General features: G+C 48.9%; 22 protein-coding genes. 5 read left to right on the forward strand and 17 right to left on the reverse strand.

Annotation, left to right across the window (positions count from 1 at the left end):
• The 4 genes from fdnG to hutC form a co-directional block, all read right to left on the reverse strand.
• A complete protein-coding gene (gene fdnG, locus SHD_RS03590; protein ID WP_084294827.1) occupies positions 1-3,015 on the reverse strand; it encodes a formate dehydrogenase-N subunit alpha in 3,015 nt (1,004 codons plus the stop codon).
• 607 nt (positions 3,016-3,622) lie between these two features.
• Positions 3,623-5,164 carry a histidine ammonia-lyase gene (gene hutH, locus SHD_RS03600; protein ID WP_039977417.1) on the reverse strand — a complete coding sequence of 514 codons (1,542 nt, stop codon included), beginning with the start codon at positions 5,162-5,164 and terminating at the stop codon, positions 3,623-3,625.
• A 47-nt stretch (positions 5,165-5,211) separates the two neighbouring features.
• The gene (gene hutU, locus SHD_RS03605; protein ID WP_039977419.1) at positions 5,212-6,882 is read right to left on the reverse strand and encodes a urocanate hydratase; all 1,671 of its coding nucleotides are present in this window, start codon (positions 6,880-6,882) and stop codon (positions 5,212-5,214) included.
• A gap of 123 nt (positions 6,883-7,005) precedes the next feature.
• Complete coding sequence (gene hutC / locus SHD_RS03610; protein ID WP_023265890.1) at positions 7,006-7,713, reverse strand: histidine utilization repressor; 708 nt, start codon at positions 7,711-7,713, stop codon at positions 7,006-7,008.
• A gap of 197 nt (positions 7,714-7,910) precedes the next feature.
• On the opposite strand from hutC, the gene hutI reads away from it, so the two are divergent.
• Positions 7,911-9,137 carry an imidazolonepropionase gene (gene hutI / locus SHD_RS03615; protein ID WP_039977422.1) on the forward strand — a complete coding sequence of 409 codons (1,227 nt, stop codon included), beginning with the start codon at positions 7,911-7,913 and terminating at the stop codon, positions 9,135-9,137.
• A gap of 66 nt (positions 9,138-9,203) precedes the next feature.
• Here hutI and SHD_RS03620 read toward each other — a convergent pair whose 3' ends face one another.
• From SHD_RS03620 to SHD_RS03640, 5 genes are all read right to left on the reverse strand, one after another.
• A complete protein-coding gene (locus tag SHD_RS03620) occupies positions 9,204-9,956 on the reverse strand; it encodes a siderophore-interacting protein (RefSeq protein ID WP_023265892.1) in 753 nt (250 codons plus the stop codon).
• Positions 9,957-9,991: 35 nt separating this feature from the next.
• Entirely contained in the window at positions 9,992-10,420 is a 429-nt protein-coding gene (locus SHD_RS03625) for a MarR family winged helix-turn-helix transcriptional regulator (protein WP_023265893.1), read from the reverse strand.
• 69 nt (positions 10,421-10,489) lie between these two features.
• Positions 10,490-11,032 carry a protein tyrosine phosphatase family protein gene (locus SHD_RS03630; RefSeq protein WP_023265894.1) on the reverse strand — a complete coding sequence of 181 codons (543 nt, stop codon included), beginning with the start codon at positions 11,030-11,032 and terminating at the stop codon, positions 10,490-10,492.
• Between the two features lie 254 nt (positions 11,033-11,286).
• Positions 11,287-11,850 (reverse strand): hypothetical protein, encoded by a 564-nt coding sequence (locus tag SHD_RS03635; protein ID WP_039977424.1) that lies wholly within the window; start codon positions 11,848-11,850, stop codon positions 11,287-11,289.
• A 51-nt stretch (positions 11,851-11,901) separates the two neighbouring features.
• Positions 11,902-12,510 (reverse strand): hypothetical protein, encoded by a 609-nt coding sequence (locus tag SHD_RS03640; protein ID WP_023265896.1) that lies wholly within the window; start codon positions 12,508-12,510, stop codon positions 11,902-11,904.
• Positions 12,511-12,776: 266 nt separating this feature from the next.
• Here SHD_RS03640 and SHD_RS03645 point away from each other — a divergent pair, with 266 nt between their 5' ends.
• Positions 12,777-14,672 (forward strand): DUF885 domain-containing protein, encoded by a 1,896-nt coding sequence (locus SHD_RS03645; protein WP_235056938.1) that lies wholly within the window; start codon positions 12,777-12,779, stop codon positions 14,670-14,672.
• Between the two features lie 91 nt (positions 14,673-14,763).
• Here SHD_RS03645 and SHD_RS03650 read toward each other — a convergent pair whose 3' ends face one another.
• From SHD_RS03650 to SHD_RS03660, 3 genes are all read right to left on the reverse strand, one after another.
• Positions 14,764-15,492 (reverse strand): hypothetical protein, encoded by a 729-nt coding sequence (locus tag SHD_RS03650; RefSeq protein ID WP_084294828.1) that lies wholly within the window; start codon positions 15,490-15,492, stop codon positions 14,764-14,766.
• A 131-nt stretch (positions 15,493-15,623) separates the two neighbouring features.
• Positions 15,624-16,637: a DUF3137 domain-containing protein gene (locus SHD_RS03655; RefSeq protein WP_023265899.1), complete on the reverse strand. Its 1,014-nt coding sequence runs from the start codon at positions 16,635-16,637 to the stop codon at positions 15,624-15,626.
• A 92-nt stretch (positions 16,638-16,729) separates the two neighbouring features.
• Entirely contained in the window at positions 16,730-17,152 is a 423-nt protein-coding gene (locus tag SHD_RS03660; protein ID WP_023265900.1) for a hypothetical protein, read from the reverse strand.
• Positions 17,153-17,527: 375 nt separating this feature from the next.
• Here SHD_RS03660 and mtnC point away from each other — a divergent pair, with 375 nt between their 5' ends.
• Entirely contained in the window at positions 17,528-18,208 is a 681-nt protein-coding gene (gene mtnC, locus SHD_RS03665; protein ID WP_023265901.1) for an acireductone synthase, read from the forward strand.
• A gap of 61 nt (positions 18,209-18,269) precedes the next feature.
• On the opposite strand, the gene SHD_RS03670 is transcribed toward mtnC, so the two are convergent.
• Positions 18,270-18,665 carry a GFA family protein gene (locus tag SHD_RS03670; RefSeq protein ID WP_023265902.1) on the reverse strand — a complete coding sequence of 132 codons (396 nt, stop codon included), beginning with the start codon at positions 18,663-18,665 and terminating at the stop codon, positions 18,270-18,272.
• A 149-nt stretch (positions 18,666-18,814) separates the two neighbouring features.
• On the opposite strand from SHD_RS03670, the gene SHD_RS03675 reads away from it, so the two are divergent.
• Both SHD_RS03675 and SHD_RS03680 read left to right on the forward strand, forming a co-directional pair.
• Positions 18,815-19,243, forward strand: coding sequence for an acyl-CoA thioesterase (locus tag SHD_RS03675; RefSeq protein WP_039977447.1), 429 nt, complete (start codon positions 18,815-18,817; stop codon positions 19,241-19,243).
• A 60-nt stretch (positions 19,244-19,303) separates the two neighbouring features.
• Complete coding sequence (locus SHD_RS03680) at positions 19,304-19,567, forward strand: GNAT family N-acetyltransferase (protein ID WP_023265904.1); 264 nt, start codon at positions 19,304-19,306, stop codon at positions 19,565-19,567.
• 20 nt (positions 19,568-19,587) lie between these two features.
• Here the strand turns inward: SHD_RS03680 and SHD_RS03685 are convergent, their stop codons facing one another.
• From SHD_RS03685 to SHD_RS03700, 4 genes are all read right to left on the reverse strand, one after another.
• A complete protein-coding gene (locus tag SHD_RS03685; protein WP_039977429.1) occupies positions 19,588-20,136 on the reverse strand; it encodes an HPP family protein in 549 nt (182 codons plus the stop codon).
• A gap of 118 nt (positions 20,137-20,254) precedes the next feature.
• On the reverse strand, positions 20,255-20,665 hold the full coding sequence (locus SHD_RS03690) for an acyl-CoA thioesterase (RefSeq protein ID WP_023265906.1): 411 nt from the start codon (positions 20,663-20,665) through the stop codon (positions 20,255-20,257).
• A 107-nt stretch (positions 20,666-20,772) separates the two neighbouring features.
• Positions 20,773-23,262, reverse strand: a complete 2,490-nt coding sequence (locus tag SHD_RS03695) for a toxin-antitoxin system YwqK family antitoxin (RefSeq protein ID WP_023265907.1) — start codon at positions 23,260-23,262, stop codon at positions 20,773-20,775.
• Between the two features lie 140 nt (positions 23,263-23,402).
• Entirely contained in the window at positions 23,403-25,196 is a 1,794-nt protein-coding gene (locus tag SHD_RS03700; protein WP_023265908.1) for an AMP-dependent synthetase/ligase, read from the reverse strand.
• Positions 25,197-25,284: the final 88 nt, after the last annotated feature.

A 25,284-nucleotide genomic window follows, 5' to 3' on the forward strand; every position in this document is an offset into this window, starting at 1 on the left:
TCAGACCTCCGCCTTTTCAACATTCACGAGGAACGCTTTGTACTCAGGCACACCCGTGTTGGCATCACCCATCTCAGTAGTAAGGACGTTACAGCTATAGGCCTTACGTGTGAGCGCGTTATGGCTGCCGTGACGTGGAATACCGAGTGTGTGTACCGTTTGACCATTGACCTGCAATGGGCGCATACGCTTAGTCACTAAGGCTTTGGTGAGAATGTGGCCACGTTTCGAGCTCACTTTCACCCAATCGCCATTCTTAATGCCTTTTTCTGCCGCCAATTGCTCATTCATTTCCACAAAGGTCTCTGGCATGGCAATCGCCGCTAAACGGCAGTGTGTCGTCCAGAAGTTAAAGTGTTCTGTGAGTGAGTAAGTGGTACAGGCGTATGGGTATTCCTCTTTAGTACCGATAGTGTCTTTCACCCCTTCGAACCAACGCAGCACAGGGCTGTGCACCACATTCGGATGCAGAGGGTTGGTGCCGATGGGCGATTCGACAGGTTCGTAATGCTCAGGGAACGGTCCTTCTTTCAGCAGTTTGAGCGCGAAGAAACGACCTACGCCTTCAGCCTGCATAATGAAAGGATGCGCACTTTCCTGTGGATTCAACTTGGCATTAAAGTCGGGCACGTCTATCCCTTCCCACTTGCCGTCTTTCCACTCGACAATCTTACGGTGCTCATCCCAAGGTTTACCGTTCACATCGCAAGAGGCACGGTTGTAGAGGACGCGGCGGTTAAGCGGCCATGCGAAGGCCCAGCCCGGTGTGATGCCCTTACCCGATGGGTCATGGTTATCACGGCGAGCCATTTGGTTACCGGCTTCGGTCCAAGACCCCGCGTAAATCCAACAGGCACTGGCGGTACTACCATCGGCCTTCAGTTCAGCAAAGCTGCTGATCTGACGCTTAGTCGCGACATCATAACCATTCAACTCTTTCGTCAATTCGATAGAGCTTGGGTTGTGCGGATCGGTATAGTTCCAGTTAATCGCTTCAATCGGCTCAGGCAGTTTGCCGCCCTCTTCACGATATAACCTTCTCAACTCCAGCAGCAGACCAGAGACAATCTCTGAGTCCGACATTGCTTCGCCTGGAGGATTAGCGCCTTTATAGTGCCATTGCATCCAGCGGCCAGAGTTCACGATCGAACCTTCTTCCTCTGCGAACACGGTCGCAGGTAGGCGGAAGACCTCGGTTTGAATACTGGCGGTATCGACCTCATTGAAACCGGGTTCGTTTTGCCAGAAGGTGGCGGTTTCCGATGACAAGTTATCAAGCACTACTAGGTACTTAAGGTTACTCAGTGCCTTGATATTCTTGTTGCGGTTAGGCATGGAGTTAATGGCGTTAACCCCTTGCACGATGCAACCGTTCACTTTGCCACGGTACATCATGTCCAGATGCTTACCGAAGTCATACATCTGATCCCACTTAGGTAACCACTGATAACCGAACTCGTTTTCAGGCGTAGCATGCTCACCCCAGAAGGCTTTGAGCAGGGACACATAAAACTTCGGATAGTTTTGCCAGTAGTTGGTTTGACCCGGACGCAATGGCTTAGGCGTATTCGCCGCCAAGTGAGCCGCTAAGGTAGGTTCTTTATCGTTTGGCAGTTTTAGGTAACCGGGTAAACTTTGGGCCAATAGCCCCATGTCGGTTGAGCCTTGAACGTTGGCGTGACCACGCAATGCGTTAACACCACCGCCTAACTGACCAATGTTGCCCAGTAATAACTGGATCATCGCCATAGAACGGATGTTCTGCGCACCTTTACTATGGTGGGTCCAGCCCAGCGCATACATAAAGGTTGCCACACGATCTTTAGTATGAGTGCTCGCAATAGCATCACATACCACTTGGTAATCAGCGATTGGCGTACCAGTGATATTAGTTACCGTTGCAAAATCATAACGTTCTACGTGTTGTTTGAGTAAGTTCCACACACAACGCGGGTGCTCAAGTGTTTCATCCACTTTGGCATAGCCGTCTTCGTCGAGTTGGTAGAACCAGGATTCTTTGTTGTACTCGCCTTTTGCTTCATCAAAGCCTGAGAATAGGCCGTCATGGAAGTCAAAATCATCCCGCACCAGATAACTGGCGTTGGTATAGGCTTTCACATAATCGAAGTTAACTTGATTGGTCGAAATCAAATAGCGAATCACACCCAGAAGGAATGCTATGTCAGTTCCTGAGCGGATTGGGGCATAGTGATCTGCCAATGACGCACTGCGGTTGAAACGTGGGTCAACCACAATCAACTTAGCATTGTTATGCTGCATAGCTTCTGTAACCCAGCCGAATCCGACAGGGTGAGCTTCTGCGGCATTACCGCCCATAATAATCACTACGTTAGAATTTTTAATATCGATCCAGTGGTTGGTCATGGCACCACGCCCAAATGTTGGAGCAAGACTTGCTACCGTTGGGGAGTGTCAGTTACGTGCAATAGTATCGATAGCTACAAGGCCTAAAGCGCGCGCAAATTTTTGTGTCGCTAAGCCGCTTTCATTGGCCATACCGGATGAGGTCATCATCCCTGTGGTTAACCAACGGTTAACTGTTACGCCATCGGCGTTTTTCTCAATCAGGTTCGCATCACGGTCATCTTTCATTAAACGAGCAATACGTTTAAAGGCATCATGCCAGCTGATCCGTTCCCACTTGTTGCTGCCGGGGGCGCGATATTCTGGATACTGTAAACGGTGTGGACTGTTAACATAATCCACAAGGCCTGCACCCTTAGAGCACAATGCACCGCGGTTTACTGGATGATCGGCATCACCCTCGATATGGAAAATAGCATGTTCAGAGTTTTTGCCCCCGCTGCCTTGGCTGTACATCAGCAGGCCACAACCAACCGAGCAATACGGACAGTTGTTACGGGTTTCTTTGGCTCCGATCAGCTTAAACTCTCGCACTGCTGCATAGGCCTTTTCGGACATCAATCCCAGCGCTGAAATCGCTGAGGTTGCCGCTCCGGCCGCACACAGTTTAAAAAACTGGCGTCTGTTCATAGCGTTCTCTCACACTTTTGTCGTTATGAGTTGGGTAATTGCAGTGGTAACGCTGCAATCGTTTGAGTGAGTCAATAAAGCCCCCACTTAATTTAAGATTATCCTTAAAGTGAAAATAGATAACAAATAATGACATGAGATCAAGATCTCAATTCACCAGCTACAGAATAAATGACCGTTAATCCAGGTTTAATTGAAAATATTTAGATTTTAACTTCAAAAACAAATAACAAATAAATATATAAACCCAAAACGCGCCAAAAGACATTTTGTCCAACAAGCAAGACCCATTTTGTCTCACATGGGCATGTTGAGGTTATATAAAGCATGAGTTTAAAGCCGAAACGAAATAAGAGATGGTTAAAAACACCTCAGATTTACCAGTTTTGGACGGATAGACAGCGATCAAAGCTGACAATGTAAAGATTGGATAAAAAAGCACTCATCCTGCGGTGTTAAACACACCTAAAGTACAAAGTGCAAAAACAGCGAAATCGCCGCATAGATAGACAAAAGGCATAGCAAATCGCTATGCCTTTCACTTTATTGAGCACTTACTTCGGCACTTTTCACCCCTGGATGGGTTATCGGTGCCAAAGACTGCGTATTACAGACTCGGCAATACGCCTAGGGGCAAGTAAGCATTGAAGCTGGCGGTATAAAGCAGATCCGTTGCCGCATCGATATCCGGCGCAAAGTATCTGTCTTTATCATAGTAGGCAACCACTTCGCGTAGCTCGGCCTTCGCCTGCGCCACTGCTTTGCTTGGCATTAACGGCGCACGGAAATCCAAGCCTTGGGCTGCCGCCAATAACTCAACCGCTAACACGCCACGGGTATTCTCGCTCATATCCCGTAAACGGCGCGCCGCGAAAGTCGCCATAGACACATGGTCTTCTTGGTTAGCCGAGGTCGGTAAACTGTCGACCGATGCTGGATGGGCGTAGGTTTTGTTTTCAGAGGCCAATGCCGCCGCCGTCACTTGGGCGATCATAAAGCCCGAGTTCACCCCACCGTTTTTAACCAGGAAAGGTGGCAGTTTAGACAGGCTAGAGTCGATAAGCAGCGCGATACGACGCTCTGCAATCGCGCCTAATTCGGCAATCGCAATCGCCAAGTTATCGGCGGCCATAGCAACCGGCTCGGCATGGAAGTTACCGCCGGAGATAATATCGCCAGTATCTTGGAATACCAGCGGGTTATCGGTCACACCGTTGGCTTCTGTGCCTAAGACCTCGGCCGCTTGACGGATTTGGGTTAAGCACGCACCTAATACCTGTGGTTGGCAGCGCAGTGAGTAAGGATCTTGTACCTTTTCGCAGTTGAGGTGGCTTAAGCTGATTTCAGACTCTTCGCCCAGCAGATGACGGAACACCATGGCCGCATCGATTTGTCCTTTCTGACCACGGGCCGCATGAATGCGTGGGTCAAACGGACTGCGGCTACCCATGGCCGCTTCGACGCTCATGGCGCCAATCACTGAGCTTGCAGCAAATAAGTCTTCAGCGTGGAACAGACCTTCCAGCGCCAGTGCCGTAGAAGCTTGAGTACCATTGAGTAGGGCTAAGCCTTCTTTCGCGGCTAAATCGATTGGCTTAAGGCCCGCGATTTCTAAGCCTTCGGCGGCCGAAATAATCTGCCCTTGATAGCTCATCTCGCCTTCACCCAACAGCGGCAAACACATATGGGCTAACGGCGCTAAGTCGCCAGAGGCACCCACAGAACCTTTTTCAGGCACGCAAGGATAAACCTCGGCATTCACTAGGCTGATAAGGAAGTTGATCACTTCTAAGCGGATACCCGAGAAGCCACGGCTTAGGGAGTTGATCTTTAACACCATCATCAGGCGCACGGTGGCGTCCTGCATGTATTGGCCCGTGCCCGCTGCGTGGGATAACACGATAGAGCGTTGCAGTAATTGCAGATCGTCCGGGGCAATCTTAGTGTTGGCCAGCAGACCAAAACCCGTGTTGATGCCGTAAACGGTGCGACCTTCATCCAGCACCTTTTGCACGATTTGCGCGCTGGTGTTGATCTCGGTAATCGCCTCTGGCGCCAGTTCGAGTGTCAGCTTATGGCGGCTGATTTCACGCAGTTGCGCCAGACTTAAACTGCCAGGCGTTAATACTAAATGATTGACTGATTTCATTTTTACATCCGTATTCTTGTCGTTGTTTTTCACGGTTTGTTGAACAGTTAGTCTTTAAGCATGGGCAGATCTAAGCCCTGCTCTTTTGCACAGTTTTTCGCGATCTCGTAACCCGCATCCGCATGGCGCATCACACCTGTCGCAGGGTCGTTCCACAGCACGCGGCCAACACGTTTGGCGGCGGCTTCAGTACCGTCACACACGATCACTACACCCGAGTGTTGGCTAAAGCCCATGCCGACACCACCACCGTGGTGCAGCGATACCCAAGTCGCGCCGCTGGCAGTGTTCAGCAGAGCGTTCAGCAATGGCCAGTCAGAGACTGCGTCTGAACCGTCCATCATAGATTCGGTTTCACGGTTAGGGCTGGCGACTGAACCTGAATCTAAGTGGTCACGACCAATGACGATGGGCGCCGACAGCTCGCCGTTTTTCACCATCTCGTTAAAGGCTTGGGCTAAACGCGCACGGTCCTTTAAGCCCACCCAGCAGATACGCGCTGGTAGACCTTGGAAGGCGATACGCTCACGGGCCATATCTAACCAGTTGTGTAGGTGTGGATTGTCGGGGATCAGTTCCTTCACTTTGGCGTCAGTCTTGTAGATATCCTCAGGATCGCCAGACAGGGCCACCCAACGGAACGGGCCGATACCTTCGCAGAACAGTGGACGAATATAAGCAGGCACAAAACCGGGGAAATCGAACGCGTTTTTAACGCCAGTTTCGAAGGCCATTTGGCGAATGTTGTTACCATAGTCTAAGGTCGCCGCGCCTGCCGCTTGCAGATCCAGCATGGCTTGCACCTGCACCGCCATCGAGGCTTTAGCCGCTTTTACGACGGCGGCTTCATCGGTTTTACGCATATCAGCGGCTTGCGCCATGGTCCAACCCTGTGGCAAATAGCCGTTCAACGGATCGTGGGCAGAGGTTTGGTCGGTGACAACGTCAGGGGTAATGCCACGCTTCACTAATTCGGCAAAGATATCGGCGGCGTTAGCCAGCAGGCCCACAGATACGGGTTTGCCCGCGGCATTGGCGTCGTTGATCATAACCAAGGCTTCGTCTAATGAAGTGGCCTTTTTATCAACATAACGGGTACGCAGACGAAAATCGATACGGGTTTCATCCACTTCACAGGCAAGCACTGAGAAACCAGCCATAGTACCGGCCAGCGTTTGCGCGCCGCCCATACCGCCTAAACCACCGGTGAGGATCCACTTACCGGCAGCCACGCCGCCAAAGTGTTGTTTTGCCACGGCCACGAAGGTTTCGTAGGTACCTTGGACAATGCCCTGAGTCCCGATATAAATCCACGAACCCGCGGTCATCTGGCCATACATGGCCAGACCTTGCTTATCTAACTCGTTGAAGTGCTCCCAGTTTGCCCAATGTGGCACTAGGTTAGAGTTAGCAATCAGCACGCGCGGAGCATCAGCGTGGGTGCGGAATACGCCCACAGGTTTGCCCGATTGCACCATTAAGGTTTCGTCATCTTCGAGGCGTTTGAGCACTTCGATAATCTTGTCGTAGCAGTCCCAGTCGCGGGCCGCGCGGCCGATACCGCCGTAAACCACTAAATCCTCTGGACGCTCGGCCACATCGGGATGTAAGTTGTTCATTAACATGCGCATTGGCGCTTCGGTTAACCAGCTTTTACAGCTTAGTTGGCTACCATGGGGCGCAATAATGCGGCGGCTTGGATCGTGTCGCTTGTCCATTGAGATGTCCTCTTTCAACCTGTTGAACTCACTCGCCATTCGGCTAAGTGCTATTGTTTTTATTGTGTTTTTGTCGCTAAACATCGGATGAATGCAATAAGCCTTCATCTCTGTTTGCGTACGTTATTTATTGAATGTCAGGTGTCCGCCGAGCTTAAAGCGGCTACCCGGGTGTACTAATTTGGCAAAACTCACCACCCCTTGGCGTGACCAAGTGCGGCGTGAAATCTGTAAACAGGGTTCGGTCGCCGGAATGGCTAACCTCTGTTGCAATTCGACACTGGCAATAATGGCTTCGATGGTATGGTGCGCCTCGGTCAGCGGAGCCACCTGCGACAGGTATTCATGGGGTGTCTGCTCGCTAAAGTCCTGCGCTAGGTAATCGGGCGCAAAGGCGGGATTCACATAACGCTCCTCAACTTGCAGCGGTACGCCCTGCTCGCAATGCACTAACACTGAATGAAACACCGGACTCCCGAGCTCCAGCGCCAGTGCGATAGCGATAGGCGCGGTGGCATTCACTTGCTCAAGTGCCAATTGCTGCACACTGTAACCATGACCACGGTCTTTGATTTCGTCGGCAATGTTGCGGATCGCCAACATGGAGGATTGCGACTTTCGCCCCGCCACAAAGGTGCCCAGCCCCTGTGAGCGCTCAAGCACGCCGTTGTCTGTCAGCTCAGTCAGGGCGCGACGCGCCGTCATCCGGCTACAGACAAACAGTTCGGCCAGCTGGTTTTCCGAGGGGACACGGGCATTTTCTTCCCACTCACCAGACTCGATACAGCCAATGATATATTGCTTAATTTCTGCAAACTTAGGCGTAGCCAAAACACTTCCTCAAGATAAAATCTACCTAGGTTTGGCGTGGTAGGTACTCACACACCAAAACACTGAGCCACTTTCAAACGTTCAAAATTGCGGCTACAATCCTAGCTTGTATATACAAGTAAATACAAGCTAGCTCACATAACTTTCGATAATAAAGAGTTTGCGGGGCCAAAAAGCCAACGCAGCGAGGGATAACAATGTCTTGGGATCAGGTTTGGATAGACGTTAACGTAGCAACAATGGACCCTTCCATATCAGCACCTTACGGCGCAATTACCAATGCGGCTATCGCAGTTAAAGACGGTAAAATTGCCTGGTTAGGCCCACGCAGCGAGCTGCCCGCCTTCGATGTGTTGTCCATTCCTGTTTACAGGGGCAAGGGCGGTTGGATCACTCCAGGGCTGATTGATGCCCACACCCATTTGGTCTTTGCCGGTAATCGTGCCAACGAATTCGAGCTACGCCTAAAGGGCGCCACCTACGAGGAAATCGCCCGTGCTGGCGGCGGGATTATTTCCACGGTTAACGCCTGCCGCGAAGCCGATGAAGCCGAACTATTTGACCTCGGGCGCCAACGTTTAAATGCCTTGGCGAAGGAAGGCGTTACCACGGTTGAGATTAAATCTGGCTATGGCTTAGATACCGAAACCGAACTCAAAATCCTACGCGTGGCCCGCGAACTCGGCCAACATCACCATGTGGATGTAAAGACCACCTTCCTCGGTGCCCATGCGGTGCCACCCGAATTTAAAGACAATAGCGACGGCTATGTCGACTTAATAATCAATAAAATGCTGCCTGCGGTGATTGCCGAGAATCTTGCCGATGCGGTGGATGTGTTCTGTGAGAATATCGCCTTTAACCTAGAGCAAACCGAGCGCGTACTGAGCGCCGCCAATGCGGCTGGCCTGCAAGTTAAACTGCACGCCGAGCAATTATCCAATATGGGCGGCTCTGAATTAGCCGCACGTTTAGGGGCTAAGTCGGTCGATCATATTGAATATTTGGATGAGGCTGGCGTTAAAGCCCTAAGTGAAAGTGGCACCTGCGCCGTGCTGTTACCGGGCGCGTTTTACTTTTTGCGGGAAACCCAAAAACCGCCTATCGATTTACTGCGCCAATACGGCGTACCTATGGTGCTCGCCAGCGACTTTAATCCCGGCTCATCGCCCATCTGCTCGACCCTGTTGATGCTTAACATGGGTTGCACCCTGTTCCGCTTAACCCCAGAGGAAGCACTTGCGGGTTTAACATTGAATGCCGCCAAGGCACTAGGGATTGAAGAGAATGTCGGCAGTTTAGTGGTCGGCAAACAGGCGGATTTCTGTCTATGGGATATCGCCACCCCAGCACAACTCGCCTATAGCTACGGCGTGAATCCCTGCAAGGATGTAGTGAAAAACGGTAAGTTAATTCATCAATAACTATCGGTTCAGCTAAACAAGGTCGCCATGGATACTGGCGGCCTTGTTTAGTCATCATATCTGCGGTTATTGAGCGCCATTTTCTAACTGCTCATCTTGTTGTTTTACCAGCTTATGCTCGCCTTCATTACAGCCGATTTTCCAGTAACTTGATGTATAAAAATGGCTTTTCGGTAAGTCGTATGTTTGCTTTAGCAGCTTTCTTAGGGCGCGCATACTGCTAAATTCGCAGGCGAGCCATACGGCGCCTTGCCCCTCAAGTTTTGGCAACTGGGCAATGCGTTCGGCTAAGGGCTTACCTTCTGGGTCGGCCTCTGGATTAATCACCCAATGCAATTGCACATGGCTAGGATGCTCTAAGGGCTGAATATCGGCTTCACTTAGCACCTCAATCACAGCGTAACCCACTGCATTGCTTGGCAATTGCGCCAAGTTCACGCTGATGGCGGGCAAGGCCGTCATATCCCCTGCCAGTAAAAACCATTCGGCATCTAAGTTGATCAGTTTTTTCAGTCCGGGGCCACCGATTTGGATGGTATCCCCAATCTCGGTCGACTTTGCCCAACGGGATGCGGGGCCATCGGTATCGTGCAGCACAAAGTCCACATCGATTTCGTTCATCCGCTGCTGACGAATGGTATAAGTGCGCATTAATGGCCGCTCATCCCCCGGCTGCGGAAATAGTAATTTGATATAGGCGCTTTCTTGATCGGCGGGAAAACCTGCAAAGCCAGCGCCGCCTAAGGTGATACGTAGCATATGTGGCGTGACTTGGGTTTTACCTATCACGGTCAATTCGCGCGGAGCGGGTCTGTTCATACTTAAACTCCAAAAAGATAAATAGCACTCAATTTTTAGCTTTCCGCCACGCTATCGCTGATCTGGTTGGCAATACGGATGAACACCGCAATTTCATCCTGATCGAGTGCTTGGGTCATATGGGCAACGGTGGCTTTTTCGGCGGCAATAATTTGCGTCATCAACTGCTCGCCCTGCGCCGTCGGTCTCAGCAACTGACTACGGCCATCCTTAGGATTATCGACCTTGAGGATATAACCACCCTGCTGTAGCTCATTGAGCACCCGCGTAATTTGGGCTTTATCCCGCTGCATACGCAGGGCAATAGACTGCGCCGTGGCCTCGGGATGACGGTAAATCCCCTTGAGCGCCCGAATATGGGTGACAGGTAATTCAATCTGCTGCGCGGCAATATCCGCACGCAGCTGTTTTTTGTAGGCATGCACTAATCTGTGCAAGGTTTCACCGAGGGAAATAGCAGACATAATGGCATCTCGATATAGTTGACAATATCAACAATACCGAGATTAATTGACAGTGTCAACCATTTGAAATTAGAAACCGTATTTTTGACTTACATCAGCTAGCAATGCCTGCCATTTAGGATAGTTTGATAACTCTCCATTCCATGGCGCCATTGTCTTTTCTATTTCTGGTTTTTGGCCTTGTTTTAACTGATATAAATAGGCAAACGCTGAAGCTCGATAATTAGCAAGGCAATGAACTAACACATTTTTCCCCTTATGCTGATCCATTGCTGTAAAGAAGGCTTCAACATCTTCTACTTTAGGGTTTTGCCAATCCACGGGAATATACACGTACTCCATTCCAGCCTGAGTCACGAGTTTTCTTTCATCTGGATGGGCATCTTTATTACTATCGGGCATAAGATTGATCACCACATCCACGCCCGCCTGTTTAAGCTGCGCAAACTGTTGCTCACTCGGTAAGCCCGAGCTTAATAACTGCGGCGCTTGCTGTTGTAATGCCCTCACTTGCTTTATCTTTTCAACCGATTCAGATTCAATAGTGGCATTCGCCAGCGGAGCCCCTAAAAGCAGGGCAAAAACAAGACTCGAAAGTGCGGTTTTCCTCATCTACAACTCCTTGGTTAACATAAAAAATCATAGGCTTGCTTAATGCTCTGATAATCCCTTATCAGCTAAGTTCAGCAAATATCGCAACCGATGCAAAAACCTTTGAGCAAGTACTCATTTTTGGCATTAGTCGGTTTTATAAAAAATGACTTGCTAGCCTTCATGATTGAGAAGGAATAAGACATGCTTTCTCTGTTAGATATGAATTAGGTGCTTTATTGTATTATGTCGATGGGAATCCATTTGAAAGCTACCTATTTGAGAGTGGTTGCCCTCGCCTCTGAAATAAACTGGCTAATGCGGCCTGCGCATTCTTTCGCTTCATGGTCCCTCATAAAACTACAGATATCGACTTTTAAACCATCAGGCATTTGTAAGGTGACAAAAGGTTGGTCGTAGTCAGAATTTTGTGCTGGCAATCCAACCTTTGTGATTTCAATTCGGTCGAGTGAATATACGGTTACTTGCTGGCTTATCAGGTTGCGCCGCGTTAGTACAACTTCATTTGTCACTGCATTAATCCGCAACTCTATCGACATGGCTAAGCCAGCAAACCAGAGGGAGAATATAATAATCGCAGTAGGTAACAGGCACAAAAACAAGGCATGAATACCGAGAAACAACAAAGCAGGAGGATTTGACCAATCTATTTGCAGCCAATGAGATAGAAAATACCCGAGCGGAAGCAGAGGAGTTAACCCCCCAACCAAACCTACTAATAACCTGAGCCAGCCCGGAATAGGATTATGATAAAAGATCGCCCGCTCTTGATAGAGCAGGCAATCATCTCTTTTTCGCAGTGAGTTAAGCCATGCCATTAATGCCATCCTAACGACATGCGGATAAGTAAAATATCTCAGAAGAGAAGCTTAGTTTAAAACCCTTTGCTCATCATCAACTTGATGATAAAACTTAACTTCTTTAATCTTTTGCTCTGACTCTTCTTCCGTTAGCACTTCTTGCTTAACTAGCCATTTGAATTTGTTGATCTCATTATTCAACTCATTCTCAGGGTTGATATCAGCATACCAATGGGCCAACTGTGCTTTGCGGCGCGCCATTAACTCTTCAATCAAGGCATCATGATGCTTGTCTTTGATAATAAAGATATTGGCACCCTCAGCTTTAAATACAGTGTAAGTTACCTTGGTCATTAGTGCCCATGTTAAGCAGGCAGCCCCAATAAATATCCACATGGGGTCAAAGTAAAAGGCGCCTCGCGTAAAACTGCCATAGCCACTTTGAAACAGGCCAAGCAAGATCCACAATACACCTACGTTTCTAAGCCAATCATTTTGCTCAGTTTGCTCTGAACGTTTAAGGGGTAAATCACCGTAATAAACTTCAACATCCCCTTTAGCGGATCCATCTTCATAGGCGTATTCAAACTGCTCTTGCCCTAAGCGAAAAGTATGTTTGTTTTTTCCCTTCTTTTGTATAACTTCCATTTTTTGTCCTTTTATTGCTCGCTCATCCAAAACAATGAGATTTAAGCAACTTATACATTAAGCCGTCAACAAATTAGCAACAAATTACGATTTAAAGCAGTAATAAAATGAAAGTCGTGGCTTACAGCGCTGGCTTTAATCCACTCAAAACGAGTAACAAAAGTTATACGGTTTGAGTGCAATAAACTGTTAGGATAACCGTTCAAATTTGAGCTTGATCACACTAATCACGGTTTAACGCTTGCGGCACAAGTCCAACAACGGATTTGCCACAATGTTTTTGTATGAGTAACCTGATGAAAAGAATAGTAAATGCTTTAATTCTGGCCATGTTAGCAACGGGCTGTAGCGATCCAAACCCAACACAGACTAATCAAACCGCTGAGCAGGCCAAGGCCGAAAAGGCCGTCCCAGTATTGAGCCTTAAGCAGCAACTCGCGCCAATCACCCAGCGTTATTTTGCCCTTAGACCCGAAATCGCCACCTATTATGGCGTGGCCGAGGATGAGGCAGGCAAGGATGTACTCTCTAAGCTGACCGATTACAGCCCGTCGGGTGAAAATCATCGCCGTAAAGCACTTAAGGCCATATTAACCGAACTCAATGCTATCGATGCCAGCCAGCTTAGCGCCTCGGAGCAAGTGAGTTTAGGGTCAATTAAATCCGAAATCGCTGGCGCCCTGCTGCCTGCCGAAACCGTGGCCTATGGCACTATGCTTGGCGAATACGGTGTTTGGTTTTTACCTTATGTCGTCAATCACTTATCCGGGTTGCATGTTGAGTTTCCGAGCTATATGGAAGATAAGTTTGCAGTCAGCACCCCAGAGCAAGCTAAGGCCTATCTCAACCGTTTAAGCATGTACCCTGCCGCCATGGGTACAGTTATCGATAAGCTGGATCAAGATGTGCAGATGGGGGTAATCCCACCCGATTTTATTATCGATAAGACCATAGCTGGCTTACAGCAACAGTTAGTCCACCATGCTAGTGAACATCCCTTAGTTAGCAGTTTTAAAGCCAAACTAACCGCCGCCCAAGTACCAGACAGTGAGGCGTTGGCGAACTCTGCCGCCGAACTGGTGGAGACTAAATATTACCCTGCGACGCGTCAGTTGATTTCCGCACTGCAAGCTGTGCGCATCAAAGCTACCCATTTAGCGGGACTTGGGCACCAACCTCAGGGTGCGAAACTCTACAAGGCGATGATTAAGCACCTCGCCAATTCGGATAAGACCCCAGATGAGATCCACCAACTGGGATTAGACGAAGTTGCCCGCATTACCGCCGAGATGGATGTGTTACTCAAACAAGTGGGTTACCGCAAAGGTACAGTTGGCGAGCGCATGCAGCGATTGCTCAAGGATCCTAAATATATCTACCCTAATACCACCGAGGGCAAACAGCAGTTAATGTCGGACATTCACGGCTATCTGGCGAAAGTAAATACCAAATTACCACTGTGGTTTGGGCAGTTACCGAATCAAGAAGTTGCAGTTGAAGCCGTGCCCGATAGTCGTGCCGCCGCAACCAGCGGTGCATTTTACGATGCGCCTTCTCAAGATGGTTTGCGTAAGGGCACTTTCTGGATAAGCCTATACGATATGGCGGCGCTGCCCTCCTATTCGCTGCAAACCTTAACCTATCACGAGACCAATCCCGGCCATCACTTACAGACTCTCATCGGTCTGTCGGATACCTTGCCGCTGCTGAGTACCATTTTTTACTCTAATGCCGCGGGAGAAGGCTGGGCGCTGTATGCCGAGCGGTTAGCCGCCGAGATGGGCATGTATAAGGATAATCCGATTAACGACCTTGGCCGCTTGCAGTCTGAGCTACACCGCGCGGTGCGCTTAGTGGTCGACACTGGGATGCATGCCAAGGATTGGAGCCGCGAGCAAGCCATTGATTATGCAGTGGCAACTGAGGGAATACACCGCTCAGAAGCTATGTCCGAAATCGAGCGCTATGTGGTTTGGCCTGGGCAAGCCTTAGGTTACAAGCTGGGTGAGCTGAAAATTATCGAACTGCGAGCTAAGGCCAAACAAGCCTTGGGCGATAAGTTGGATATCAAAGTCTTCCACGACAAATTGCTCGAAAATGGCGCCTTGCCCTTAGATTTATTGGAGCAAAAGATGGATCAATGGCTCGAATCCGCTAAGGCAGCCAATGCCGCCGCCGAGACCAAGATTTAACTCGGGTAAAACCGCTTAAATCATCTCAATATAGGGGCAGCTTAGGCGGCCCCTGTTCTTTTTACGGCTCCCTATGCTTTTACGTTTCAGGTTAATCCGCAAAACGACGCTGATACTTGCCGCTTAAATAGCGGATAACCACAAAACCGACAACACCAGGTAGTGTCCACGACAGCAGACGCAAATTGCTATGGTCGATAAACAAACGGCTGCCGCCAAAGGCAAAAAAGGCGGTGTAGCAGGCGATACCCGAGCCAATCATGGCGCCTAAATGCTCTATCCACCACTCAAATTTGGTCAAAGTCGCCTTAAAGCTATAACGCAGGAATCCCGCCCCAACCGTAGTGCCTAACAGACCGAAAATCACTGCGAGGATCAGCTTTTCTTGGTATCCCCATAGCGCCATCACGGGGCCAAGTAGCGTTAAGCTCAGCATTAACGACAGATGCATAGGCGATTTTAATTGCTGACGCTGCGCCTTATAACGCAAGACTAATACGCCATGCCTCACGGTCACTAGGGTTAATAAGCTGATATAGATGAGAAATATCCAAGCATTTTTACGATCCGCAATCTGCGCGGCTAAGGCGTCGGCACTGGCCGCAGGCTGTTTAATCACGGCGAGTGGATCAATGAGGCCCGTCGTTGCCATCGCCACGCCCGTCGCCGCCACTGTGTACATGGCATAAACATAGTAACGACCAAAACGACTGTGGTTCGCGCTGCCCTTTTTCAGCATGGCAGGCATCCAAAATAACACTAATGCCAGTGCGCCCGCGGTGATATGCACAAATTGCGACAGGGTGAAAATCGTGTTCATCATCTTGCTCCATCAAAGTTTGAAGCTTGATATTAACGAGCACGGGGAGTCACCCATAAGTGCCAAAAGTCATGTTTTAAGCTGTAGCATAAAGCAGCCACTTAATGTGGCTGCAATTGAGGCGACTGTCGCTATAACCCAGAATGTTTATCGAGCCTTAAGGTATCGATGATCGAGAAGGTATAACCTAACTCGGTAAACATCCGCTCGATATTGAGCTTAAAATCGATTGGGCGATCTAAATCGAGTTGATTGATAAAGAAATGGTGTTTTGTCGGGATCTTAATCAGCAATTGCTTTTGATAGAAACAGGCTTCAATCTCGGCATTTAGCTCGCGACCTAGGGCCAAGAGATTCTCCATCATCAAGGGATTGAGTAAGTAGCGCGCCTCGACTTGGTCGCTGCTATACACCTCAAAACAACGCTCGAAACGCACATCCTCAAGCTTGACCCGCGACAGCTTTGTCTTAAACCCCTCTATGCGATTTTTTAAACTGCCCTTATCCGTGACTAACAAGGTAGTGCCGTTGAATCGCTTAGGAATATTACACACCAGTAGCACACCATTGAAGATGGTCTCCCGCTGAACCGAGCCATTATCGTTCGACTTAGTGTTGTAAGCATCGACCTCATAAAACTGGAACGGCACCTTGTTATAGGTTCCTTTAAGGCAATTTTGCGCATACTGCTTATCGGTTTTAGGCAGCAACCCCAACTCCAGAAAGGTTGAGAAATCCACCTTAGGCTCCCTCGTTAACGCATAATCATTGCCGAAGTACTTAAGACTAATAGGGTAGAGTTTTTCAAAGGCGGCATTATAGAGTTCATTGCTTTCCTTGCCCGAGGCAATGGCCACTAGGGCTATCACGGGAATGGGCAGGAACGCGCCAATCATCAAAGGCACAAAATAATCCATAGGCACCAGCATAAACTGGACCCCGAGCAACCCGGCGAAGGCGCCCAAAATCACCGTGATGCATAGGTAGTAGATTGGGGTGGTGAACTTGGCATTTTCACGCCGCCTTTGGTTCACGCCCTCACGTTTTGCTTCAAACGGTGCGCATTTAGGGGCGATTTTTTGTTTGTAATACTTCTGAAAGGAAATACGGTGCTCTTCGGGAATATCAAATTCAATCGAACTCATTGGCTCCTACTCTTACGGCTCAAATCCATTTAGGCCAATGATTTTACGGATTTTACTTCTGTAAGGCCAGTTGAAGACCAACAGAGGACCCATTAAGCCTGCACAATCCGGCGGCCACGACGTTGCAGTAAGCCAAAAATAATCAGCACCCCAAAGGCGGCGCTAAAGAGGGTTAAGGCTCTAGCTACACCGTAAAAATCCGTGAGATTAAAGGAAACCCCATCAGCCCACAGCACCAATAACCCCAGCGGCATTTGCATCGCCACCGCTGCGTACCAATCGAATGGCAACCGAGGAAACAGTCGCTGATAGCTAAATAAAATCAGCCCAGAGAGCAGCAATAATAAACCCGCATCATGGGCACCTAACCCCAGATAAACCGGGCTAGTGTGGCTAAGGTTATCGACACTCCCCAGCAAGGTGTACATATAACCCGCCGTTGCAACCAGTGCAAAACTCACAAAGCTCAATACCGCCAACAGAATACCTAAGCCAAATGCGGGTAAATATTTCATAAACAGTCTCATCAGTGCGGGGCGCGCTCGACCTCATCCCTAAAACCCTAAAGGGGAATAAATTCAGTCGAAAGATAGTAAAGCTACAATAACAGCCAAAATTTCCCTTAGCTATTAAGACCATAGTCTTATACCGACAACAAACAGTGGGATTATAAACAGCCTAATTCTCCCTACTAAATCCAGTATTTCATCCATATCCACTAGATAAGCCTCTAAAATTCTTCATTTAATTAAGTTTCAGTCGAATAGCTGAGTGATATGGTGCACAATCTCCCACGGTCTAAGGGCGAAATCCACTAGCCAATTACCCCAATAACGCTTAGGATCGGGGTTGCATTTTTTAGCCAACATATTGTGGAGTATCAAAACATTATGGGTATCAGAGCCATAGTCGTAGACACAGCGGGCACCACGACAGACCTAACCTTTATCCAAGATGTACTATTCCCCTATTCTGTCAAAGCCTTACCAGACTTTTTAGCGCAGAACCAACACAATGTTTTGGTGGAAAACTGCATCTGCGACACCCGAGATATCGCCCTCGAACCCGATGCCGATTTAGCCCGCGTGACTGAAATTTTGCAGCAATGGGTACGTGAAGATCGTAAAGTGACCCCACTCAAAACCCTACAGGGGTTGATTTGGAAGCAAGGTTACGCCCATGGCGAATTTACAGGCCATATCTTCCCCGACTTTATCGAGGCGGTTAGCCGTTTTAGCGCGCAAAAACTGCGTATTTACAGCTTCTCTTCGGGTTCGGTTGAAGCCCAAAAACTGCTGTTCAGCCACAGTGATGGCGGCGATTTAACCGAGATGTTTAGCGGCCATTTTGATACCCGTACTGGTAACAAATTAGATAAACAAGCCTACGCCAATATACTCAACACCATCAGCCTAAGTCCTAAGCAAGTGCTGTTTGTGTCTGACGTGGTTGAAGAGCTTAAAGCCGCCGAAGCCGCAGGCATGATGACCTGCCAAATGGTGCGCGACAGCAAACAACGCACCGGCGATTTTCGCACTATCAAGAGTTTCGATGAACTAGTGATCGAGTAACACCGACACTGCACATAAAAAGCGACCCAAGGGTCGCTTTTTGTTTATCAGGCAACCAAACCTACCTGTCCGCAGGGTGATTCACCCCATCGCAAACGGGCACATCACCTAATTCATAGGGATTTACCCCTTCGAGGCAACCAAGGTTATAGCCATATTCATTGGGATTAGAGCGCCTTTGATGATGGGTATAGATACCGCACACAGAGCAGAAGTAATGTTTGGCGGTTTTGGTATTAAATTCGTAGCACTTTAATACGTTCTCGCCTTTGATAATCTTCAATCCCGCCAGCGGCACTGAGCCGACGATAGCGCCCTTGCGCCGACAGATTGAACAATCGCATCGGCGTGGATTTTCAATGCCATTAGGCAATAACAACTCCAACACCACAGCGCCACAATGGCAAGACGCGAGATGTGTTGCCTTAATAACCGTATCCCCAATCTGTTTTATCACTGCCAACTCCTTGCTTCACTTAATGTTGTCACTATTGTCTAAGGCTTGTCGCAGCTATCTTATACTGCTAGTCTGGCTTCCTTAAACGAGCGTTTTAACTAGAGCTTTTGACTATGAGTAATACAATGGAAAGTCCAACACTAAGTCCAATAGAAAAGTTTCTCGCACAGCATCCCATAGTGACCGAAATCCCCGTCGCTTGGGGCGAAATGGATGCTTTGCAACACGTCAACAACGTGGTCTATTTCCGCTATTTTGAAACCGCACGTATCGACTTTTTCAATCGCCTCTTCCCGCTCGATGCCCTGTATAAATCCGGTGTTGGCCCAGTGATTAGCGAAAATCAAGCCCGCTATAAACGCCCAGTAACCTTCCCTGATACCCTATTGGTCAGCGTGAGTATCAGCGATATTCAAAGTGATAGATTTACCATGCATTATCAGGCGTTTAGTAAACAGCAGCAGGCAATTACAACCCTAGGCACCTCGGTTGCCGTGATGTTTAACTTTAAAACCGGCCAAAAAGCCGAGCTTCCCGCGGAATTACTCGCCATTCTTAAACAACACGAGCAAGCTTAAGCTACCGAGTCGCAGGCTTAATTGCCAGCACACCTTAAGCCAAATTCAGTAGGAGTATGTATGCCAGAAAAAGAGCAAATCGAAACCATCGTTGAACATCAACATGATAAGCAACGCTTTGTGATCCCCGTTGATGGGCATGAAGCCGTGCTGGAATACCGACTCGATGGTCAGCACATCGATTTTAGTCGTACCTTTGTGCCCGACGAACTGCGTGGCAAAGGTCTTGCCGAACGTTTAGTTCGCCATGGCCTCAAATGGGCAAAAGCCCAAGATTACGAGATAGAAGCCAGCTGTTGGTACGTGCAGAAGTTTTTGAAATAACAGGCTTCGCAACAGGTAAGCTAAATCCAATACACTGGATAGTGGCGTTTGGGATCGGTGGAGAGGTTATTCACGACCAGCGCCACCAGCAATAGCAGCAGTGAGCCGAGAAAGACTGGCATCACCGCATAGAGAAACCCGAGTTGATGCACGTTATCACCGCCTATCACAGCAATTAATGCCGTTGCGCCGCCCGGTGGGTGCAGCGTGCGGGTTAAGTACATCAATGCGATGGCAAGTGATACCGCTAACGCACTCGCGAGCACCATATAATCGGCAAATACCTGATAAACAGCCACACCAATCAGTGCCGATAGCACACTGCCACCAATCAAGTTACGTGGCTGAGAAAACTCAGCCAGCGGCGCGCCATAGACTAATACCGCCGACGCCCCAAATGAGCCAATCACAAACATGGTGCCAAGCAGATTATCACCCATATAAGTGGCGAGACTGGCGACTAAGTAAATGCCACAAAAGGCCCCTACCCATGACCAAACGATCTTTTTCAGGGGTTGTCGTGGCGGACAGATGTCCTTAGAACGCATTCGGGTGAAGTAAAATCTCATGCTAGATCCGGCCGGGAGGAATAAAGGCGCGGATAAGTGATCCGCATCACATTTGCGGCCGCCACGTTAACGTTTTCACCGCGCAATTGCAATTGTGCGGTGAAAGCGAATACCGGACTTAAGCAGTTTCGCCGTTCAGGCTAGCTAAGATTTCACGAATATCTTCGGGGATAGGGCGACTCTTCTCGCAGCTGTAGTCGTAGTGTACTAAGGTGGTTTTCACTTCGGCGGTTTTATTGCCAGCCTGCCAACAGCTTTGGGTCAGCTCGAAACTGCTATTACCGATACGGCTAACATAGGTTTTCACCGTCACACTCTTGCCGTAATAAGTCGGCGCGATAAAGGCCACGGTAAAGCCTGCCACTATGAGGTTCCACTGATGCAAATCCAACTCGGGATTAAAAATCTCGAAGATTGGCGTGCGCGCCGCCTCGCACCACACGGGGATCACTGTGTTGTTGATATGGCCTAGGCCATCGGTTTCGGTAAATCTTGGCTGGATGTCCAGGCTGTATTCGGTGACTGACATGCAAACTTCCCTTTTGTTGTTCTTATACTTTTATGCTGTGAATGGGATAAACGAGGCGCTTACCCCGTTTATCCCTACCAAGCCTAACAGAAAAGCGAAGCGCGATGCTAGAACTGGCAGCTCGCGGTATCTGGGGTTTGCTTGCCATTGGCATCGTACTTTTTCATACAGCCAGCCTTACCCATATCATAGATTTTTTCGTATTTGAGCTTGCCACTGCTGTCGTAGGACTTAAACACACCATGGCTTTTTGGGTTTTCTAAGTGATAGATTTTGCGTCCCTTAGTCACATGGGAAAAATCCGAGAATCCAGGTTCTTCCTGATAGATCACTCCGTTGATATAGCGCTTGTGCACCACATGTTGCTCATCAATCCGCAGCATTTCGCTGGCTAACTTACCATTCTGGTCATAACAGACTTTATCCACGGCATAATTGCTGTCGAGATCCTCGATACAACTCACGGCACCGTTATCAAAATACTCTCGCTGGATACCACAGCGCGCAATGGCGTTATCCCAGAAATAAGGTTCGCCGTTCCAGGTTTCGCCTTCTTGCTGGCAATAGTTCCACAAACTCTTTAACTGGCCGTTTGGATAGAAAGTGTAATGGGGGCCAGAAAGACGGTTATTGATAAGATGACCATATTGCACGAGCGAATAGCCGCCGTCGGTGGAATATCGAATGCTTGGGCCATATTCCTTACCCGCTTTATAGGTCTGCAAGGACATTAAGCGACCATTAGAATCGAATCGATATTCTTTATCGACTGACCCATTGGTGTAATAGCTTAATTCGGATAGGCGGCCGCCGCGATATACACGCTGCTCACCATCCTTAATTGAAGTGGTTTCAGCATTTTTTGAACTTAACACCCCCTCACAATCGCCTGCGTAGGGCTCTTTTCGCATCATGCATTCATCCTGCGAAGGCTTAAGTTTTACGGCGTCATTAAACTTATACTGACTCAACTCATTCAGATCGCCGTTAGGCTCGAGCCACATTTGTGGGCCATCTAACTCGCCTTGACGATAGTTAGCAACATTGCTGACGATATTTGGCGCTGAGTACCATAAACTTTCTCCGTGGAGACGGCCCTTATCGTAATGCTTAAGGGCGAACATAAAATTATCTTTATTGAATAACTTTGCTTCACCTTGGCGTAGACCATTCTCATAGTTGACTTCGGTCTTATAGAGATAAGTCACTGATTGTATTGTTGTAAAGGCATCATTCGTATCAGGCGTTCGAATATAGACCCAAGTGCCTGAACGTTTACCATCGAGGTAGCTGCCTTCACCGGTTTGAAAGCGATAATCCCCTTGGGTGACCTTTTCCACCCAAGCGCCTTGTTTCAGCCCCTTTTTGTATTGGCCTTTGCTGCCATCGGACTCAAGCCACTCGCCATCTTTTACGCCATTGAGATAAATGCCCTTTTCGGACAACTTCTTCGCGCCTTCGGTGCTGGAATCGTAATCTGGGGTATAGATTTCACTCGGGCCATCGGGCACGCCCTTATTGTAGTGAATAAAGCCGTAGTTATCGGCGTCATCCATAATGGACTGCAACACCCATTTGCCCTGTTTCTTACCGTCGAGATACTCGCCTTCCCAGTAGGTTTCACGGCTGTCGGCTTCAATCCACTTACCCACTTGTTTACCCAGCTTATAATCACCGGCATACATCACACTGCCATTGCGGGCATCGTAGGCGGCAAAGCGACCATCCAGCTCACCCTGCACATAATGGGCTTCACTGGCAACGCCAGCCCAAGTACTGCCCATACTCATGAATTCGTAAAAAGGCCCTGTTCGCGGGATTTTTTCGCTGCCATTTTTAAGCCAATCGATGTCGTCGGCCTCGTAGCCAATGGCCACCAGCATAAAGCTACCATCTTCTTCAACGTAGGCGCTGCGATCAAAGGTTGCCACCAGACTGTATTTTCGTTCACGCCCCTCGGCATCTTTATCGGTGCGAGTCAGGGGATAGCGCAGCTTGTATTCCACTGCGTTTTTGACATCCGTTGCCGTGCCTTCAGAATTGCGATAGCCAATTAAGGTCGGTTTGAGTTTTGAGGTACCATCAAGAATCGCCTTAAGGTCAGGATCTTGGACGCCCTCAGCCTCATAGGTCATGCTGTACTGCTGCGGGGGCAACTGGCTTAATACTTTGCGAACGCCGCCGACGGTAAAGGTGCTAATGGTGGGTGCGACTTCATCGAGCACTGCTTGCAGGCGCGGCAGTTTAGTCAACTCCTCCCCCTCAAAACCATAACCCCGTAGATGCTGGCCATCGGCATCCTTGAGCATGACGATCACTTCTTTGGTGCCGCCTTTGTCGAAGTCATAGTAAAACACCGCCACGATTTCGGCGCGGCCGTAATCGTCAATGCGTACACCTGGCGCATCGCCATAGAGCATTTCGCCCCATACCTGCTGATCTTTTTGATAAAAATTGAGCCATTGGCCATTGGGAAGATCCACGGGACCGTGAACCATTTTGTCATATTCCGCCGCAAGTGCAGCAGGAATAACCGCAAACGAAGAAAGCAACACCGCACCAACTGCGGCGCATAAACGACGAATCGAAAGTTCCATTTAACTATCCTTTACACCGACACCTTGCGCCTCGTGCGCACCAGTAAGCGGGGCGAATTTTAAGCGAAGTCCGCTGCTTCAGGAAGTGGCAAACACAAAAAAGGCCGCAAAGCGGCCTTTTAAGATCAAAGCTTTAACAATCAATTATTGTACATAGCATTAATTTCATGGGCGTACTTGTGGTAAATCATTTTGCGGCGCAATTTCAGCGTCGGCGTGATTAATCCCGCCTCCATCGAAAAGGCTTCGGGCAGCAGGGTAAACTTTTTGATTTGCTCAAACCCCGCCAACTCTTGCTGCAAATGCTTTAAACGCTGCTCGAAATGCTCAACAACATGGCTGTGACGCAGCAGCTCGATAGGTGACTCGTATTTCAAGCCCTTATCCTTAGCCCAGGCTTCGAGGGATTCAAAGGCTGGCACAATCAGCGCCGTCACATAGTTACGGGCATCGGCAATCACAGCTACTTGTTCGATAAAGGGGCAACGGCCCACAGTGCCTTCAACCCGCTGCGGCGCAATGTATTTACCGTTAGAGGTTTTCATTAACTCTTTAATGCGGTCGGTAATAAATAAATTACCATTGGCATCGAGTCGCCCTGCATCGCCCGTCTTTAACCAGCCATCTTCGAAGGCAGCTGCGGTATCTTCAGGGCGATTGTAATAACCGCGCATCACAGTATCACCACGGACTAAGATTTCATCGTCCTTACCCAGCTTAATTTGGATTTCGGGTAAGACTTTACCGTTTGATCCTGCAACTCGGTTATCTAGGGTATTACAGGTCACAGTAGCGTTGGTTTCCGTCATGCCGTAACCGCAAAGCACTGGAATACCAATGGCATGGAAGAAAGACGCTACATTTAAATCGAGTGCAGCACCACCGCAGGGCATAAACTTTAACCGTCCACCGAGTACAGCCTGCAACTTGCTGTAAACCAGTTTGTTCGCCAAACGCCATTGCAAGGATAACCACAAACCGCCCTTAGCGCTGCCTTGGCCCACTTCAAACTGACGCTCACCAACACCCATAGCCCAGGCGAACAATTTTTTACGGCCTTCGGCGGATTTAGCGACCTTATCCTGCACGGCGCTGTATACCTTCTCGAGGAAACGCGGCACCACGCACAGGGTATGCGGACGCACGGCGCTGATGGCCTCTTTCACTCTTTGAGTATTTTGCAGATACACATTGTGGCCGCCACGGCACAGCACGTAGAAGCTCCAACCACGCTCAAACACATGGCTGAGCGGTAGGAAAGCCAAAGACACATCGCCGGTTTTGAAAGGCAAAATCTGATCGTGCTGACGCACAGTCGAGGCCATATTGCGGTAATCCAGCATCACGCCCTTAGGGTCGCCGGTGGTACCAGAGGTATAAATCAGAGTTAACAAATCATCGAGATTAGCGTCTTTTAAGCGCTGCTCAAGTTCAGCACTCTGGTCATATTCTTTGGCTAACAAGCTGTCTAAATGCTGATGTTGGGCAATGTCTTTCGCCAGATCAACACTCGCGTCGAACACAATCACATGCTCTAGGGTCGGACACTGTTTTTGCAACTCACAGGCCAGCGCATATTGCTTGGCGTCGTCGACAAAAATCACCTTGGCCGCCGCATCATTAATGATAAAGCTGGCTTGCTCTAAGGTGCTGGTTGGGTAGATAGGTACTACAATGGCACGGCTTTTCAGAATGCCGATATCAGCACAGGTCCATTGAGGACAGTTTTGCGACAGGATCACACAACGGTCTTGCACTTGTACGCCAAGTTCAATCAACACCTGTGCAATTTTATGGCTGATTTGATCGAATGCCTGCCAACTGACTTGATGCCAAGGTGCAGCCATTTCAAAACCTTCCAGCGCAATAGCCTCCTTTAATGACTGGCTTTGCTGCTGTAATAGTCGAATTACGTGATATTGTTCCAGCGACATGAATGACTCACCTTTTAGCTTACAAGTGTACCGCTTTTGCGGCATTCTACCTGAAGGCAAGCCAAAAACTAAGAGTTTTTGCTCTAAT

Source organism: Shewanella decolorationis S12 (genome assembly GCF_000485795.1).
In the GTDB taxonomy this organism is placed as follows: Bacteria; Pseudomonadota; Gammaproteobacteria; order Enterobacterales; family Shewanellaceae; genus Shewanella; species Shewanella decolorationis.

Excerpts from the sequence above, each read along its gene's own strand:
- hutH (WP_039977417.1), bottom strand. The coding sequence starts at position 5,164 with ATGAAATCAGTCAATCATTTAGTATTAACGCCTGGCAGTTTAAGTCTG.
- hutU (WP_039977419.1), bottom strand. The coding sequence starts at position 6,882 with ATGGACAAGCGACACGATCCAAGCCGCCGCATTATTGCGCCCCATGGT.
- hutI (WP_039977422.1), top strand. The coding sequence starts at position 7,911 with ATGTCTTGGGATCAGGTTTGGATAGACGTTAACGTAGCAACAATGGAC.
- SHD_RS03620 (WP_023265892.1), bottom strand. The coding sequence starts at position 9,956 with ATGAACAGACCCGCTCCGCGCGAATTGACCGTGATAGGTAAAACCCAA.
- SHD_RS03625 (WP_023265893.1), bottom strand. The coding sequence starts at position 10,420 with ATGTCTGCTATTTCCCTCGGTGAAACCTTGCACAGATTAGTGCATGCC.
- SHD_RS03630 (WP_023265894.1), bottom strand. The coding sequence starts at position 11,032 with ATGAGGAAAACCGCACTTTCGAGTCTTGTTTTTGCCCTGCTTTTAGGG.
- SHD_RS03635 (WP_039977424.1), bottom strand. The coding sequence starts at position 11,850 with ATGGCATGGCTTAACTCACTGCGAAAAAGAGATGATTGCCTGCTCTAT.
- SHD_RS03645 (WP_235056938.1), top strand. The coding sequence starts at position 12,777 with ATGAAAAGAATAGTAAATGCTTTAATTCTGGCCATGTTAGCAACGGGC.
- SHD_RS03650 (WP_084294828.1), bottom strand. The coding sequence starts at position 15,492 with ATGAACACGATTTTCACCCTGTCGCAATTTGTGCATATCACCGCGGGC.
- SHD_RS03655 (WP_023265899.1), bottom strand. The coding sequence starts at position 16,637 with ATGAGTTCGATTGAATTTGATATTCCCGAAGAGCACCGTATTTCCTTT.
- SHD_RS03660 (WP_023265900.1), bottom strand. The coding sequence starts at position 17,152 with ATGAAATATTTACCCGCATTTGGCTTAGGTATTCTGTTGGCGGTATTG.
- mtnC (WP_023265901.1), top strand. The coding sequence starts at position 17,528 with ATGGGTATCAGAGCCATAGTCGTAGACACAGCGGGCACCACGACAGAC.
- SHD_RS03680 (WP_023265904.1), top strand. The coding sequence starts at position 19,304 with ATGCCAGAAAAAGAGCAAATCGAAACCATCGTTGAACATCAACATGAT.
- SHD_RS03685 (WP_039977429.1), bottom strand. The coding sequence starts at position 20,136 with ATGAGATTTTACTTCACCCGAATGCGTTCTAAGGACATCTGTCCGCCA.
- SHD_RS03690 (WP_023265906.1), bottom strand. The coding sequence starts at position 20,665 with ATGTCAGTCACCGAATACAGCCTGGACATCCAGCCAAGATTTACCGAA.
- SHD_RS03695 (WP_023265907.1), bottom strand. The coding sequence starts at position 23,262 with ATGGAACTTTCGATTCGTCGTTTATGCGCCGCAGTTGGTGCGGTGTTG.
- SHD_RS03700 (WP_023265908.1), bottom strand. The coding sequence starts at position 25,196 with ATGTCGCTGGAACAATATCACGTAATTCGACTATTACAGCAGCAAAGC.